Source organism: Streptomonospora sp. PA3 (assembly GCF_009728995.1).
Lineage (GTDB): Bacteria > Actinomycetota > Actinomycetes > Streptosporangiales > Streptosporangiaceae > Streptomonospora.
In genome coordinates, this window is the sequence record NZ_VTZW01000023.1 from 148,563 (window position 1) to 163,484 (window position 14,922).

Consider the following 14,922-nt stretch of genomic DNA (forward strand, 5'->3'; position numbering starts at 1 on the left):
CACGCGTGATCGCGCACGATGACCACCGGTACAAGATCACCGCCGCTGGGGGCGATCCCGGGGCGGCTCAGCCGGCGCGCTCGGCCGAGCGGGCCGCGGCGACTCCCGCGCCCTCCCAGCCGGCCACGCGCGAGGGGTCCAGGTTGAGCAGATCGAGCGTGCTCGCGCCCGCGATCAGCGCGTCGACGATGCGCTGGTCGGCCGCGACCGCCTCGACGGTCTCGGAGACGATGGCGGCGGCCCGGCCGCGGGGCAGGCAGACGGCGCCGTCGTCGTCGGCGACGATCCAGTCGCCGCGGCGCACGGGAGTGGGCGCGCGGTCGTCGTTGAGCAGTACCTCGCGGCCCACGGCGCCGCCGGCGTCGTGGCCGGGCGTGCGCACCGAGACCCCGGCGCCGACGACGGGCAGTCCGGCGCGGGCGATCGCGGCGACGTCGCGCACGCACCCGTCGATCACGATGCCGCTGATGCGGCGCATGCGCGCGGCCACGGCCAGGATCTCGTCGACGTAGCCGTACTCGGGCTCGCCGGAGACGTCCACGACCAGGGCGCTCTGGGGTGGTGCCTGGGCGACGGCCACGTGCAGGGCGAGGTTGTCGCCGGGTGCGCAGCGCACCGGAAGCGCCGTGGCGGCGAAGGACGACCCGGGCCAGACCGCGAAGAGGTGGGACCCCAGCGGTTTGGCTCCGCACCGCGTCAGCGCGGCAGTGCCCATCGCAGTCATGGTGTCCGCAAGCGCCACGTCAGCCTCCCATTGCATGCGCGCCGTGCGGGCCGCAGCCGCCCCCTGCTCCCGGCGGCGGGCCCGGTGCCCGGCCCGGGGCGGGGCTGCCGGGAAGAGCCGGGGCTCTCCCCTGCGACCCGACTGCCCTTATACTCACGGGTAACTTAACCGGCACGCAAGACGTACGAAGCGGAAAATCCAAAAACCCGCTACCGGCGGTTACAGCCTCCGACCTCTGCCGGGACCCGCGCGGAGCCCGGCGACGGCGTCGAGGGCGGCGCGCGCGGCGGCGGTGTCGTGCACGCGGAAGACCCGCGCGCCCTGCCACGCCGAGACGGCCAGCGCCGCCAGCGTGCCCGGTCCGCGCTCCTCGACGGGCACGTCCAGGGTCTCTCCGATGAAGTCCTTGTTGGACACCGCCACCAGCACCGGCCACCCCGCGGCGACCAGCTCGCCCAGGCGGCGGGTCAGCTCCAGCGAGTGGTAGGTGTTCTTGCCGAAGTCGTGGGTGGGGTCGACGAGCACGCGGTCGGGGCGCACGCCCAGCTCGACCGCGCGGCGGGCCAGTCGGGTCACCGTGGCCGCGACGTCGGCGACCACGTCGCCGTAGTGGACCCGGTGCGGGTCCGTGCGCGGCGCCAGCCCGCCGGTGTGGCTGCACACCAGCCCGGCGCCGGTCTCGGCGGCCACCCGGGCAAGGCCGGGGTCGGCGCCGGCCCAGGTGTCGTTGATCACGTCGGCACCGGCCTCGACGCAGACGCGACCCACCTCCGAGCGCCAGGTGTCCACCGAGATCACGAGCCCGGGATGACGCGACCGCAGCTTGGCGACGAACCCGGCGGTGCGGTCGATCTCCTCGGCGACGGTGACGTCGGGGCCGTGGCCGGCCTTGACCCCGCCGACGTCGACGATGTCGGCGCCGTGGGCGACGGCGGCGTCGGCGGCCTCCAGCGCGGCGCCGAAGGCGTAGGTGGCGCCGCGGTCGTAGAAGGAGTCGGGCGTGCGGTTGACCACCGCCATCACCGCGTGGCTGCCGGGACCGAACTCCCGGCCGCGCAGCCGCAGCGTGCCCCCCGGTGCCTCGTCGCCCATCGCCCCCGCTTTTCGTACCCGTGTGCCGCCGTCCCCGCCGAGCAGCGCGTGCGCGGCGGGGACGGCGGACCGCTCAGGCGGCGGGCACGGAGTCGCCGCCGTAGCGCTCCTTGGTCACCGCCAGGTGCTCCCAGGTCTCCACGTAGGTGACCTCGGGGCAGCCGCGCACGGCCTCCAGCGCCTCCACCAGCGAGGGCCGGTCGGCCGCGCTGGCCGAGCCGATGACGTCGTAGCGCCCGAAGCCCGTGGCGAGGAAGGAGACCCCTGACAGGCTACCGAGCCGCGCGGCCACCGCGGCCGAGTCGCCGCGGCAGCGCAGCCCGAAGCCCACCTGCTCACTGGCGCCCACCGCGGCCGGTTCGGCGATCGCGGTGACGTGGATGACGCCGGCCTCGATCAGCCGCACCACCCGCGAGCGGGCCGCGGCCTGGGACAGGCCGACCTGGCGGGCGAGCTCGGCGTAGGACGCCCGCCCGTCGCGCTGCAGGTGGCGGACCAGCCGCCAGTCCAGCGGATCGATCGAGATCTCACGCAGCTCGCGTACGCTGCTGTAGGCGTCTTTGGCGATGGCCCCGCCGCGGAAGGCCTCGGCTCCGACGACGCCGCTCAGCGAGCGCAGCGCGCCCAGCTCCTTGGCCAGCGCCTCGTCGTCGCGCACGCGTACGTGCGCAACGACCGGGAAGCGCCCGGCGGTATGGGCGGCGAAGACCACCGCCTCGCGCCCGGCCAGCTCCTCCAGCACCGGGCCGACGGGGCCCGATACGCGAAACGAGATGTGGGCGAACACCTCCATCCCCAGTACACCGGCGTGCAGCACTCCCACGATCCGGATGGCACCTGCTCCGACCAGCTGCTTGACACGTGCCCGGACCGCTGTCCGGGAGAGTCCCACTCCGTCGGCGAGTGCCTGGTATGTCGCTCTTCCGTCCCCCTGCAGCGCCCTGATGAGCGCCGCATCGACCGCATCGAGCACGATTGCATGCCTTTCCCTCACATGACGGCGCCCATTCCCCCCGGGCGCCGCCCCCTCCTGCGGCCAGATCATGGCAGTTGTTGCGACGGTTAACTACTGATCACGAAAGAAACAAGGACGACTTTGGCCCTCCATCGCCGGAGATACGGACATCCAGGCGGGTATACCGACATCCCAGGCACGTAACAAACATGCCGACGACGGGGCGGCGTGTGCGAACAACTCCGGCAAAGCGAGACACTGTTCTGCGGCATGTTCGTCGCCGTGAGCGGTAGGGACGGGTGCGACGTCCGACCGCCCGACGACTCCGGCCGTCGGACGGCGACCAGGGACGGGCGGCTTAGTAAGGGGTATCCATGGCACAAGGACGGGATCGACAGGAGCCGGAGCCCGCGGCCGCCTCCCGTCCCGCGACCACCGCGCGGGCGCTGCTGTGGACGGCCGGATCGCTGCCCGTTCCGGGCCTGGCCCACCTGCGCATGCGCCGCCGCACGGCCGGATGGGTGATCCTGGGCTGCTACCTGGTCCTCCTTGTCGCCGCCGGGGTGGGCATCGCCCTGCTCAACGGCGACGTCCTCAGCGGCGCGCAGCTGGCCGTCCAGGGGCGCTGGCTGCTCACCGCCTCCGCGGTGACCTTCGCGGTCGCGGTGCTGTGGATGACGGTGATCGTGCACTCGTGGGTGATCGTGCGCCCGCCGGGCTCGCGCGCGCTCACCCGCTTCACCGGCGGCGCCGTCGTCCTGGCCCTGTGCCTGGCGGTGGCCGCGCCGGCGGCCGCGGTGCTGCGCACGGCCTACACCGCCTACGACACCCTCAACTCCGTCTTCGGGCCCCCGCACGCGGGGGCGCCCCCGCACGACGAGGCCAACCCGTGGGCGGGGCGCGACCGCGTCAACGTGCTGCTGCTGGGCGGCGACGCCGGCAGCAACCGCTACGGGCTGCGGACCGACTCGATGATCGTGGCCAGCATCGACGTCGACCACGGCGACGTCGTGCTGATCGGTCTGCCGCGCAACCTGGAGAACGTCCAGTTCCCCGACGGCACGGCCCTCGCGGAGCGCTACCCGCCGCCCTACGGCTTCGACGACCTGCTCAACGAGGTCTACCAGACCGTCGCGGACAGCCCGAAGAAGCTGGCCGTCGACCCCTCGGCCAAGGACCCGGCCGCCGACACCCTCAAGCGCGTCATCAGCCACCTGCTCGATCTGCAGCTGGACTACTACGCGCTGGTGGACATGCAGGGCTTCGCCTCGCTCATCGACGCCATCGGCGGCATCGACGTGCACATCGAGGAGCCCATCCCCTACGGCCAGGAGGGCAAGGTGCTGGAGGCCGGCCATCAGCACCTCGACGGCTACGAGGCGCTGTGGTACGGCCGCAGCCGCACCAACAGCAACGACTACGCCCGCATGGGCCGCCAGGGCTGCCTGCTGATGTACGTCGCCGAGCAGACCGAGCCGACCACGGTGCTGACCAGCTTCCAGGAATTGGCGGGGGCGACCAAGAAGACGCTGCGCACCGACATCCCCCAGGCCAAGGTGCCGGCGTTCATCGACCTGGCCGACCGGGTGACCGACAAGGGGCGGATGTCGACGCTCCAGCTCTCCCCGCCGCAGGTCAACACCGCCCACCCGGACTGGAAGAACATCCGCGAGCTCATCGCCGACGCGATCGGCGAGCAGGAGGACCTGCAGTCGGCCCAGCAGCAGGACGAGGGCGACGACGAGGTGGCCGCCTCGCCCAGCGGCGGCGAATCGGACTCCTCCGGCGGAGGCGGCGACGGTGGCGGTGGCGGCGAGGACCAGACCGCCTGGCAGGAGTACACCGGCCTGGACGAGCCCTCCCCCGACGCCCCCGGCCGCCAGGTCGGCGAGGACGCCACGTCGCTGGACGCCCTCTGCCCCTGAGGCGGAGAGCGGCCGGCCGCGGCTACGTCCTGTTTGAGAGCGGGGGGCGCCGCTTTGCAGGAACCCACCGGGCACCACCTGGGGCGGTGACCATCGGGGTTGCGGCAATGGGCGCGCCTCGCGTAGCGCGGTCGCAGCTTGCCGCCGAGCGCACGCGGTACCTGCCAGGTGGACCCGCACCACCGGTGGCGGGCTTCCAGCGCAAAGGTGCGCCGTGCGCTCGGCGGCAAGCTGGCACGCAGCGCTACGCGCGATCCAGCCCCATTGCCGCAGCCTCTGTGGTGCCCGACTTGGATGGTCCCCGGAGGGTTCCTGCTGTCGCCAGGGCCGAGGAGCCCACCGGGTACCACCTGGGGCGGCCACCCCCGGGTTGCGGCAATGGGCGCGCCTCGCGTAGCGCGGTCGCAGCTTGCCGCCGAGCGCACGCGGTTCTTCCCAGGCGGAGCCGCACCACCGGTGGCGGGCTTCCGGCGCGAAGGTGCGCCGTGCGCTCGGCGGCAAGCTGGCACGCAGCGCTACGCGCGATCCAGCCCCATTGCCGCAGCCGCTGTGGTGCCCGACTTGGATGGTCCCCGGAGGGTTCCTGCTGTCGCCAGGGCAGAGGAGCCCGCCGGATACCACCTGGGGCGGCCACCCCCGGGTTGCGGCAATGGGCGCGCCTCGCGTAGCGCGGCCCGCCCGTCAGCCCGCCGCCACCCCAGCGGGGACGCTTCGCGTCACGTGCTTGCCTGCCGCCGAGCGCACGCGGTACCTGCCAGGTGGATCCGCACCACCGGTGGCCGGGTTTCAGCGCATGATGTGCACCGCCGCTCGGCGGCAAGCCGGTTCTGAACAAGTACGTGGCGCGAAGCGCAGGACGTAGCCGCGGCTAGGCCGAGAACCCGCCGTAGCGGCCCCGGTGGTAGACCAGCGGGCGTCCGGCGGCGGGCGAGACGCGGGTCCGGACCACCCGGCCGACCACGAGCCAGTGGTCGCCCACGGCAAGGACGTCGTGCTTGCGGCACAGCAGGTGGCCGGCCGCGCCCAGGAGCAGCGGCTGCCCGTCGGCGCCGCGCTGCCAGCGCGTGGGAGGCGCGAAGCGGTCGATGCCGCGCGCGGCGAAGCGCGCGGCGACCTCCTGCTGGTCCTCGCCGAGGATGTTCACCGCGAAGGCGGGCGCCTCGCGCAGCCGCGGCCAGGTCGAGGAGCGGTCGCCGATGTAGAAGGACACCAGCGGCGGGTCGAGGCTGACGCTGGTGAAGGAGGTGGCGGTCACCCCGGCCGGCCCGTCGGGCGTTGCGGCCGTCACCACTACCACGCCCGCCGCGTGCTCGGCCATGACGCGGCGGAAGCCGTCGGCGGCGAGGTCCGCCCCGTGCGCCGACCGATCCGCCTGCCCGCCGTCCGCGTCGAATGCCGCCTCCGCCGAACTGCGCACGCACGCCTCCATCCTGTGTGGCGGGCCTCTCGGCCCGCCGCCGCACGGTGTCCTCCGTCCCGTCAGCCTTGGGCGGAGATGCGCTATTCCCGCCCGTCACCCGCCACCGCCCCAACGGAGACGCTACGCGCCGCCCGCCTTCGCCCGTCACCCGCCACCGCCCCAACGGAGACGCTACGCGCCGCCCGCCTTCGCCCGTCACCCGCCACCGCCCCAATGTGCGCAGGTTCGCACATCCGCCCGAGTCCGCCGCGGGGCACCGCGGTCGATGCCTGCGGCGACGCCGGGTGACCGTTCGCTCTCAGCGAAACACGCGGCGTCCAGGCCACGGCGGCGGACACGGAGCCGCCGGTGACTCGCCGCGATCGACTGAAGCCGGGCTTTCACCTCCGCGCAGGCTAAAGTCGGGCATATGCGCACACCCACGACCCGGGGCCGCCGTGCCCTGGTGATTCTGGCGGTCCTGGTCCTGTGCGGCAGCGGACTCGCGGCCGCCGGCCCGTGGCTGCTGGCCCGGGCCGGGATCGACCGCACCGCCCTGCCCTGGGCCGACCCCTGCTCCGTGCGCACCGCCGAGGGGACGGTCCTGCTGACGGTCGAGGAGGCGCGCCTGGCCACGACCGCGGCGGCGCTGCGCGCCCGCGGAGCCGAGGCCCCCGACACCTCCGGCATCGATCCCGCGGTGCTCGACCGGCTGCTGCACGGCCCGCCGGACGAGCCCGGGCCCAGCCTGACCTGCCGTGCCACCGATCCCGACGCCCTGGCCGAACAGGACCTCACCGAGACCGGGCTGACGCCGCGCGCCCAGGCCGTGCTCGACTCCGTGAACGAGGTCTTCGGCCCCGTGAGCGTCGGCGGTTACGAACCCGGCGGCATCTCGACCGGCCACGGCGAGGACTCCGCCCACTACGACGGGCGGGCCATCGACTTCTTCTACCGGCCGATCAGCGAGGAGAACCGGCGCGAGGGCTGGCTTTTGGCGCACTGGCTGGTCGCCCACGCCGAGAAACTGCACGTGGCCAACGTGATCTTCGACGACGAGATCTGGAACGCCCGCGGCTCGCGCGGCGGCTGGTGGCCCTATGTCGCCGACGACCCCGACAACGCGATCATGCGCCACCTCGACCACGTGCACGTCGACGTGCAGGAAGGCGGCTGAGGCCGCCCCCCGCCCCGGCGGTTTCCCCCGAGAGCGGAACATCCTGGCATGGGACGGCTCCGGCTCGCTAGGTTGGGGAACCGTGCCTGACATCGATCCTGACTTCCTCGCCCTGCCGATGCGGCGGCTCGCCGACGCGGCGCTGCAGAAGGCCCGCGATCTGGGCGCCGACCACGCCGACTTCCGACTGGAGCGCATCCGGGGCCGCTACCTCTCGCTCTCCGACGCCGAACTCGATTCCGAGTCCGACAGCGACACCCTCGGCTTCGCCGTGCGGGTCGTCCACAACGGAGTGTGGGGGTTCGCCGCCGCCACCGACCTCACCCCCGACTCCGCCGCCTCCGTCGCCGAGCGCGCCGTGCGGGTGGCCGAGGTCTCGGCCGCGGCCGCCACCGAGCGCATCGAGCTCGCCCCCGAACCCGCGCACCCCGACGCCACGTGGGTCTCCTCCTACGAGGTCGACCCCTTCGAGGTCGGCCAGCGCGAGCAGACCGCCATGCTCGCCGGGTGGAGCCGCCGCCTGCTCAAGGACAACCGGGTCGACCACGTCGACGCCTCGATGGTGGCGGTCAAGGAGCAGAAGTTCTACGCCGACACCGCGGGCACGACCACGACCCAGCAGCGGGTGCGCATCGCCCCGGTGGCAGAGGTCTTCGCCACCCGCGACGGCCTGCTCGACAGCATGCGCACCATCGCGCCGCCGGCCGGGCGCGGCTGGGAGTACATGTCCCAGGTCGAACCCCAGCTCGACAGCCTGCCCGAGCTGCTCGCCGAGAAACTGGCCGCTCCCAGCGTGCAGCCCGGCGCCTACGACCTGGTCGTGCACCCCTCCAACCTGTGGCTGACCATCCACGAGTCCATCGGCCACGCCACCGAGCTGGACCGGGCGCTGGGCTATGAGGCCGCCTACGCCGGCACCTCGTTCGCCACCCCCGACCATCTGGGCGGCCTGCGCTACGGCTCGGAGATCATGAACGTCACCGGCGACCGCACGGTCGAGCACGGCCTGGCCACCATCGGCTACGACGACGAGGGCGTGGCCACCACGTCCTTCGACCTCGTCCGCGACGGCGTCCTGGTGGGCTACCAGCGCGACCGCCGCATCTCGCACCTGCAGGGCTACGACTCCTCCAACGGCTGCGCCCACGCCGACTCCCCCGCGACCATGCCCATCCAGCGCATGGCCAACGTCTCGCTGGCCGCCGACCCCGACGGCCCCTCCACCGACGGGCTGATCGAGGGCGTCGAGCGCGGCATCTACATCGTCGGGGACAAGAGCTGGTCGATCGACATGCAGCGCTACAACTTCCAGTTCACCGGACAGCGGTTCTACCGCATCGAGAACGGCCGGATCGCCGGGATGCTGCGCGATGTCGCCTACCAGGCCACCACGACCGACTTCTGGGGGTCGATGCGCGCCCTGGGCGGACCGCAGACCTACGAGCTGGGCGGTTCGTTCATGTGCGGCAAGGGACAGCCCGGGCAGGTGGCCGCGGTCAGCCACGGCTGCCCGTCGGCGGTCTTCTCGGGCGTGCGCGTCCTCAACACGGTGCAGGAGGCAGGCAAGTGAGCGGCATGAACCCGCAGGCGGTGGTGGAGCGGGCGCTGGAGCTGGCGCGCGCGGACGGCTGCATGGTGCTGGTCGAGGAGGCGTCGACGGCGAACCTGCGCTGGGCCGGCAACTCGCTGACGACCAACGGCGCCACGCAGGGCCGCACGGTCACGGTGATCGCGCTCGACGCCTCCGGCCGCGGCGTGTCCGTCGGCGCCCGCACCCGCTCGGGACTCGCCGATGAGGACCTGGAGGACCTGGTGCGCGCGGCCGAGGACGCCGCCGCCAACGCGCTGCCCACCGAGGACGCCACCGCGCTGCTGGAGCCCGATTCGGCCCGGACTCCCCAGGCCGCGGACTGGGACGCGCCGGTGCCCGCCACCGACATCTCGGTGTTCTCCGGGCTGGCGCCGGGGCTGGGCCGGGCCTTCGAGCGGGGCTCGGCGGCCGGGCGGCGGCTGTACGGCTACGCCGAGCACACCGTGGAGGCCGTCTTCTTCGGCAGCTCGACCGGTGTGCGGCTGCGCCACGACCAGCCGTCGGGGACGGTCGAGCTGAACGCCAAGACGGGGACGTCGTTCTCCGCCGCCGACGGGCATTCGGCCTGGGTCGGCAGCGCCACCCGCGACTTCTCCGATGTGGACGCCGGTGCGCTGGAGGAGGAGCTGGCGCGGCGGATGCGCTGGGCCCGGCGCACCGTCGACATCGAGGCGGGGCGCTATGAGACCCTGCTGCCGCCCAGCGCGGTCGCCGACCTGATGCTGTTCCTGTACTCCGCGGCCACCGCGCGAGACGCCGCCGAGGGGCGCACCGTGTTCTCGGGCGCCCAGGGCCAGGGCGCCACCCGCGTCGGCGAGCGGCTGTCGGCGATGCCGCTGACGCTGTTCAGCGACCCCGCCTACCCGGGGCTGGAGTGCGCGCCGTTCATCACGGCCGCGGGCCCGGGGCGCCGGGTGACCGCCTTCGACAACGGGCTGCCGCTGAGCCGCACCGAGTGGGTCTCCGGCGGCAAGCTCGCGGCCCTGACCCAGACCCGCCGCTCGGCGGAGCTGACCGGCCTGCCGCTGACCCCGCACATCGACAACCTGGTGCTGGAGGCCGACGGAGGCGCCGCGAGCCTGGAGGAGATGGTCGCGCAGACCGAGCGGGGGCTGCTGCTGACGTGCCTGTGGTACATGCGCGAGGTCGACCCGCAGACCCTGCTGCTGACCGGACTGACCCGCGACGGCGTCTACCTCGTCGAGGACGGCGAGGTCACCGGTGCGGTGAACAACTTCCGGTTCAACGAGTCCCCGGTCTCCCTCCTCGACCGCGCCACCCAGGCCGGAGCCACCGTGCCCACCCTGGGCCGCGAGGTCGGCGACAGGTTCCCCCGCACGGCCATGCCGCCGCTGCGGGTGCCCGACTTCAACATGTCCACGGTCAGCCGCGCATCGTGACGGGGGCGGGCGGTTCCGCCGGCGGCGGATCCGCCCGTCGCGGGCCGAAAGGCCGGCGGGGGCGCGTGCGCCTGCCCGGCCGGCCCTCCGCCTGGTCCTGCGGGCCTACTCGTCGAGGCGGAAGCCGACCTTCATGCCGACCTGGAAGTGGCCGATCGAGCCTTCCTCCAGGTGGCCGCGGATCTCGGTGACCTCGAACCAGTCGAGCTGGCGCAGGGTGGCGGCGGCGCGGTCGATGCCGTTGCGGATGGCCTGCTCCAGCCCGTCGGGCGAGGTGCCCACGATCTCGGTGACGCGGTAGGTGTTGTGCGACATGTGCGCCTCCTGCTCGGATGTGGTCCCATCACACTTCCCGTCGCCGGCGGCGCGGACAACGGGGCGCGCGGGGACCACTGACCGCTTGGCGCGCGGCTAAGCGGGGCTTTGCCCGCTCGTGGGACTGCGGTCCGTGACACGTGTGGAACATGCCCGTTTATTCGGGTTTCGCGGAGCAGGGCGATTGACCTGCGGGACTCTCCCGAGATCACGTCGTAACTAAGTCTTGACGTACACACGGGATCGGCGGTGTACATTGGGGTTCAGCGCTCCGGTCCCCCGTCGGAGCGCTGGAGCGGTGTTTCGAGCCCCCGTCGGAACACCGGTTGCGACGTCGGGTGGTTTGCCCCCGTAGCCACCCGACGTCGCTTTTTCATGCGCGCCGACGGGTACGTTGCGTAGCCGCCGGCCGTCGGCAGGACCGGGCGATGAAGGGGAGCACACGATGACCGCAGGCAACGACGCGCCCGAGGACGAGGCGCCGCACTGCTCCCGCAAGGGCTGCCGCAACCCCGCCGTGTGGGTCCTGGTGTGGAACAACCCCAAGGTGCACACGCCCGACCGCCGCAAGACCTGGTTGGCCTGCGACGAGCACCGCGCCTACCTGGGCGAGTTCCTGGGCGTGCGCGGCTTCCTGCTGGAGACCGTCCCCTTCGCCGACTTCACCGGCTGAGCCGTCTGCACCGCACTGCGCGCTCTTTCGCGCGGTGAGACGCCGGCGCGCCGCCCGCTTCCGCTGATATCGGGCCCGCGGTGATCAACGAGACCGAGACGCTGCGCGCCGCATGCCTGCGTGCCGCCGCGGGTCGGCCGCGCCCGTTAAGCCGTGTTTAAGAACGGCGGGGGCGCCGCTTTCCAGGAACCCACCGGGCACCACCCGGGGCGGCCACCACCGGGGCTGCGGCAATGGGTGCGCCTCGCGAAGCGCGGTCACAGCTTGCCGCCGAGCGCACGCTGAACCTGTCAGGCGGAGCCGCACCACCGGTGGCGGGCCGGCGCAAAAGTGCACCTCCGCTCGGCGGCAAGCTGGCGCACAGCGCTTCGCGCATCACAGCCCCATTGCCGCAACCTCCTGTGGTGATCGGCCTCCTAGACAGGACGCCTTGCCATGCTTATCGAATATCGATAGATTCCTGTCGTGATTCGATCGAAGGAGAAGCGATGGGAAACCTGACGGTGCTCGCACTGCGCGCCGTGCTCGCGGGACTGCTCGCGGGTTCGGTGTTCGTGCAGGCGGTGATGGTGCCGCTGCTGGCCGCCGACATGGAAGGGCTCGATCCCGAGGTCGCGCACCTGCGCGTTCCGGTGCTGGTGATCATCGTCCTGGGCATCGTGACGACCCAGGTCGTCATGGTGTGCGTGTGGCGGCTGGTGACGATGGTGCGGCGCGGGACCGTGTTCTCCCCCGCCGCGTTCCGCTACGTGCACATCGTCATCGGCGCCTTCGTGGCGGCCGCGCTCCTGGTGTTCGCGCTCGGCTTCCTGCTCGCGCCGGGCGAGGCCGTGGCCCCGGGCGTGGTCCTGCTGCTGGGCGGGGTGGGCGTGGCCGTTCTGGGCGTCGCCCTGATCGTGCTGGTGCTGCGGATGCTGCTGGCCCAGGCCATCGACCGCGACGCCGAGGCGGCGCGGATGCGCGACGAGCTGGACGGGGTGATCTGATGCCGATCGTCGTCGACATCGACGTGATGCTGGCCAAGCGGAAGATGTCCGTGGGAGAGCTGGCCGAGCGCGTCGGGATCACGCCGGCCAACCTGGCGGTGCTCAAGAACGGCCGCGCCAAGGCGGTGCGCTTCTCGACGCTCGCCGCGCTGTGCGAGGTGCTCGACTGCCAGCCGGGCGACCTGCTGCGCTGGGAGGCCGACGCGACCGGCGCGACCGAAGAGGCGGCGGAGGCCGCGCAGGCGCGGGACGCGTGAGGGCCCGCCGACGTGCGCGGCGGGTGCGGGGCGCCCGGGTCGCCGTGCGGGCGTCGCGCGGCGGAAGCGGCCGACCCGGCGGGCGGCCCTCAGCTCCCGTCGCCGCCCGCCTGCTCACCGGCCGCGCGCGCACGGGCCAGCTCCTCGGGGGTGTCGCAGTCGAACGCGGCCCGGACCAGGGCGCCTTCGGCCGCCACCGGCAGCGGATCCAGCGGTCCCAGCAGGCCGCGCAGCGAGCGCCCCGCGTAGTCGGCCAGCGCGCCGCGGACGGCGTCGGTGCGCCAGACCCCCAGCAGCCACTGCGTCCGCCCCTGGGCGTCGACGAGCACGGCGCCGCTGCGCCCCTCGGCCGCGCGCCGCAGGGCCTCGATGTCGGCGGCGCGCAGGAACGGCAGGTCGCCGGCCAGCAGGGCGAACCGCGGCCGCGCCACCCAGGCCAGTCCGGCGCGCAGGGCCGGCACCGGCCCCGAGCCCGGCGGGTCTTCGCGGACGTAGCGGGCGGCGGGGCGCTCGCGGGGCGGTCCCACGACGATCACCTCTGCGGCCGCGGCGGCCGCCGCGGCCACGCGTTCGACCAGGCTGGCTCCGCCGACGTCGAGGCCGGGCTTGTCGCCGCCGCCCATGCGGCGGGCCGCTCCCCCGGCCAGGATCACGGCGTCGAAGGGCTCCGGATCGGCCATCGCGCGCTCCCTCCCGGCTGCCGGGCCGCCGCCGACGGCGGCGCCGCCTTCAGCATGCCATCCGCGCTCCGCGGCCGCCGGTCCGTGCCCCGCCGATCGCACTCCCGACGTCCTCGCGCGGTTACCGCCCAGGGCCGCGGGGGTAGTCGTGGCCGCTACAGGCAAGGGCACCGCCCGGCGGATACGGGCAGGCGAGACGCCGAATCCGACGCGGAGCTCGCGCCCGGAGACCGGCCGCCGGGGCCGGCAAACGGAGAAAGGCGCAGCCATGCCGAGTGCTCCCACCGGATTGCACCACGTGACCGCGATCGCCACCGATCCGCAGCGCAACGCCGACTTCTACCACGGCGTCCTCGGGCTGAGGCTGGTCAAGACCACGGTGAACTTCGACGCACCCGACACCTACCACCTCTACTTCGGCGGGGAGTCCGGGCAGCCCGGAACGCTGATCACGTTCTTCCCCTGGCCGGGCGCGCCGCCGGGGCGGCACGGCGCAGGCCAGGCCACGGCCGTGGCCTTCTCCGTCCCGGAGGGCTCGCTGGGCTGGTGGCGCGAACGCCTGCGCGCACGCGGGGCAGACGTCGGCACCGTGGCGCACCGGTTGGAGGAGGAGGCCCTGCCGGTACGCGACCCCGACGGCCTGGGCCTGGAGCTGGTCGCCCACCGGCAGGCCGATGCGGCGCCGGCGTGGGAGGGCGGCCCGGTCCCCGACGAGCACGCCGTCCGGGGACTGCACTCGGTCACGCTGACCGAGGCCGGCTACGAACACACCGCGGGGCTGCTCACCGACACGCTCGGCTTCCGCTTCGCCGAGGAGGCGAACAACCGCTTCCGGTTCGCCACCGGCGAGGGCGGGGCCGGCGGCCTGGTGGACGTGGTGTGCCGCCCCGAGGTGCCCCAGGGCCTGGTGGCGGCCGGCACGGTGCACCACATCGCCTGGCGCACCCCGGACGACGACGAGCAGGTCTCCTGGCGCGAGGCCCTGGTCGGCCAGGGGCTGAACGTGACGCCGGTGCTGGACCGGCAGTACTTCCACTCCATCTACTTCCGCGAGCCCGGCGGCGTGCTGCTGGAGATCGCCACCGATCCGCCGGGGTTCACGGTCGACGAGCCGCTGATGCGGCTGGGCCGGGCGCTGAGACTGCCGCCGTGGCTGGAGCCCTCCCGCGCCGAGATCGAGCAGGCCCTGCCCGCGCTGCGGGTCCCCGGCCCCGACGAGGAGATCGTCCTCGGCGGCAGAACCGCCGCCGAGGCGTGAGAGGCGGCCTGCCATGGATCCGAACGACCTTCCCGCGCCCAGCGAGGGCCTGGTGGTCACCCACTTCCTCACGGTGTCCGACGTGGCCCGATCGCGGGCCTTCTACGCCGATGTGCTGGCGGGCTCGGTGGTGCTGGAGGACAACCCGTGCATCGTCCGGGTCGCCAACACCTGGATCATCATGAATCCCGGCGGCGGCCCCACCCCGGACAAGCCCGGCATCACCCTGCGCCCGCCGGAGGCCGGCGACACCGTTTCGGCGTTCCTGAACATCCGGGTCGCCGACATCGCCGCCTTCTACGACCGCGCGCGCGGCAAAGGCGCCGAGTTCCTCACCGAACCCATCGACCGCAAGGCCGAGATCCGCTGCTACATGCGCGACCCGGACGGCTACCTCATCGAGGTGGGCCAGGCCACCGGCATGCTGGAGGGGATCTACGCCGACCCGCCCGCCGGCGCGGGCCCCGAGAGCTAGCCGCGGGGCGGTCCG

General features: G+C 73.5%; 15 protein-coding genes. 9 read left to right on the forward strand and 6 right to left on the reverse strand.

All coding sequences use genetic code 11. The annotated features are described in order from the left end of the window. Positions 1–67 precede the first annotated feature (67 nt). The 3 genes from FZ103_RS24310 to FZ103_RS24320 all read right to left on the reverse strand — a co-directional run bounded on the left by FZ103_RS24310 (position 68) and on the right by FZ103_RS24320 (position 2,789). The gene (locus FZ103_RS24310; RefSeq protein ID WP_156004553.1) at positions 68–715 is read right to left on the reverse strand and encodes an RraA family protein; all 648 of its coding nucleotides are present in this window, start codon (positions 713–715) and stop codon (positions 68–70) included. A gap of 228 nt (positions 716–943) precedes the next feature. Further along, a complete protein-coding gene (gene folP, locus FZ103_RS24315; protein WP_186356809.1) occupies positions 944–1,816 on the reverse strand; it encodes a dihydropteroate synthase in 873 nt (290 codons plus the stop codon). A 73-nt stretch (positions 1,817–1,889) separates the two neighbouring features. Further along, the gene (locus FZ103_RS24320) at positions 1,890–2,789 is read right to left on the reverse strand and encodes an Lrp/AsnC family transcriptional regulator (RefSeq protein ID WP_186356810.1); all 900 of its coding nucleotides are present in this window, start codon (positions 2,787–2,789) and stop codon (positions 1,890–1,892) included. Positions 2,790–3,145: 356 nt separating this feature from the next. Here FZ103_RS24320 and FZ103_RS24325 point away from each other — a divergent pair, with 356 nt between their 5' ends. Further along, on the forward strand, positions 3,146–4,696 hold the full coding sequence (locus FZ103_RS24325; protein ID WP_156004555.1) for an LCP family protein: 1,551 nt from the start codon (positions 3,146–3,148) through the stop codon (positions 4,694–4,696). Positions 4,697–5,564: 868 nt separating this feature from the next. On the opposite strand, the gene FZ103_RS24330 is transcribed toward FZ103_RS24325, so the two are convergent. Then, positions 5,565–6,113 carry a flavin reductase family protein gene (locus FZ103_RS24330; RefSeq protein WP_394350138.1) on the reverse strand — a complete coding sequence of 183 codons (549 nt, stop codon included), beginning with the start codon at positions 6,111–6,113 and terminating at the stop codon, positions 5,565–5,567. 412 nt (positions 6,114–6,525) lie between these two features. Between FZ103_RS24330 and FZ103_RS24335 the strand changes: the two genes are divergently transcribed. The 3 genes from FZ103_RS24335 (at position 6,526) to FZ103_RS24345 (ending at position 10,263) form a co-directional block, all read left to right on the forward strand. Beyond that, positions 6,526–7,272: a hypothetical protein gene (locus FZ103_RS24335; RefSeq protein ID WP_156004557.1), complete on the forward strand. Its 747-nt coding sequence runs from the start codon at positions 6,526–6,528 to the stop codon at positions 7,270–7,272. A gap of 82 nt (positions 7,273–7,354) precedes the next feature. Then, positions 7,355–8,842 carry a TldD/PmbA family protein gene (locus FZ103_RS24340; protein ID WP_186356811.1) on the forward strand — a complete coding sequence of 496 codons (1,488 nt, stop codon included), beginning with the start codon at positions 7,355–7,357 and terminating at the stop codon, positions 8,840–8,842. Positions 8,843–8,847: 5 nt separating this feature from the next. Then, positions 8,848–10,263 (forward strand): metallopeptidase TldD-related protein, encoded by a 1,416-nt coding sequence (locus FZ103_RS24345; protein WP_156004699.1) that lies wholly within the window; start codon positions 8,848–8,850, stop codon positions 10,261–10,263. Between the two features lie 105 nt (positions 10,264–10,368). On the opposite strand, the gene FZ103_RS24350 is transcribed toward FZ103_RS24345, so the two are convergent. Beyond that, positions 10,369–10,578 (reverse strand): dodecin, encoded by a 210-nt coding sequence (locus tag FZ103_RS24350; RefSeq protein ID WP_156004558.1) that lies wholly within the window; start codon positions 10,576–10,578, stop codon positions 10,369–10,371. Between the two features lie 445 nt (positions 10,579–11,023). On the opposite strand from FZ103_RS24350, the gene FZ103_RS24355 reads away from it, so the two are divergent. The 3 genes from FZ103_RS24355 to FZ103_RS24365 all read left to right on the forward strand — a co-directional run bounded on the left by FZ103_RS24355 (position 11,024) and on the right by FZ103_RS24365 (position 12,494). Continuing rightward, the gene (locus FZ103_RS24355) at positions 11,024–11,251 is read left to right on the forward strand and encodes a hypothetical protein (protein WP_156004559.1); all 228 of its coding nucleotides are present in this window, start codon (positions 11,024–11,026) and stop codon (positions 11,249–11,251) included. Between the two features lie 488 nt (positions 11,252–11,739). Continuing rightward, a complete protein-coding gene (locus FZ103_RS24360; protein WP_156004560.1) occupies positions 11,740–12,237 on the forward strand; it encodes a DUF2975 domain-containing protein in 498 nt (165 codons plus the stop codon). Then, positions 12,237–12,494 (forward strand): helix-turn-helix transcriptional regulator, encoded by a 258-nt coding sequence (locus FZ103_RS24365; RefSeq protein ID WP_156004561.1) that lies wholly within the window; start codon positions 12,237–12,239, stop codon positions 12,492–12,494. The genes FZ103_RS24360 and FZ103_RS24365 overlap by 1 nt, the downstream gene beginning before the upstream one ends. Positions 12,495–12,583: 89 nt before the next feature. Here the strand turns inward: FZ103_RS24365 and FZ103_RS24370 are convergent, their stop codons facing one another. Beyond that, the gene (locus FZ103_RS24370; RefSeq protein WP_156004562.1) at positions 12,584–13,174 is read right to left on the reverse strand and encodes a molybdenum cofactor guanylyltransferase; all 591 of its coding nucleotides are present in this window, start codon (positions 13,172–13,174) and stop codon (positions 12,584–12,586) included. Between the two features lie 268 nt (positions 13,175–13,442). Here FZ103_RS24370 and FZ103_RS24375 point away from each other — a divergent pair, with 268 nt between their 5' ends. Together FZ103_RS24375 and FZ103_RS24380 are read left to right on the forward strand one after the other, a co-directional pair. Beyond that, entirely contained in the window at positions 13,443–14,432 is a 990-nt protein-coding gene (locus FZ103_RS24375; RefSeq protein ID WP_156004563.1) for a ring-cleaving dioxygenase, read from the forward strand. A gap of 13 nt (positions 14,433–14,445) precedes the next feature. After that, a complete protein-coding gene (locus FZ103_RS24380; protein WP_156004564.1) occupies positions 14,446–14,907 on the forward strand; it encodes a VOC family protein in 462 nt (153 codons plus the stop codon). The last annotated feature ends 15 nt before the right edge of the window (positions 14,908–14,922 follow it).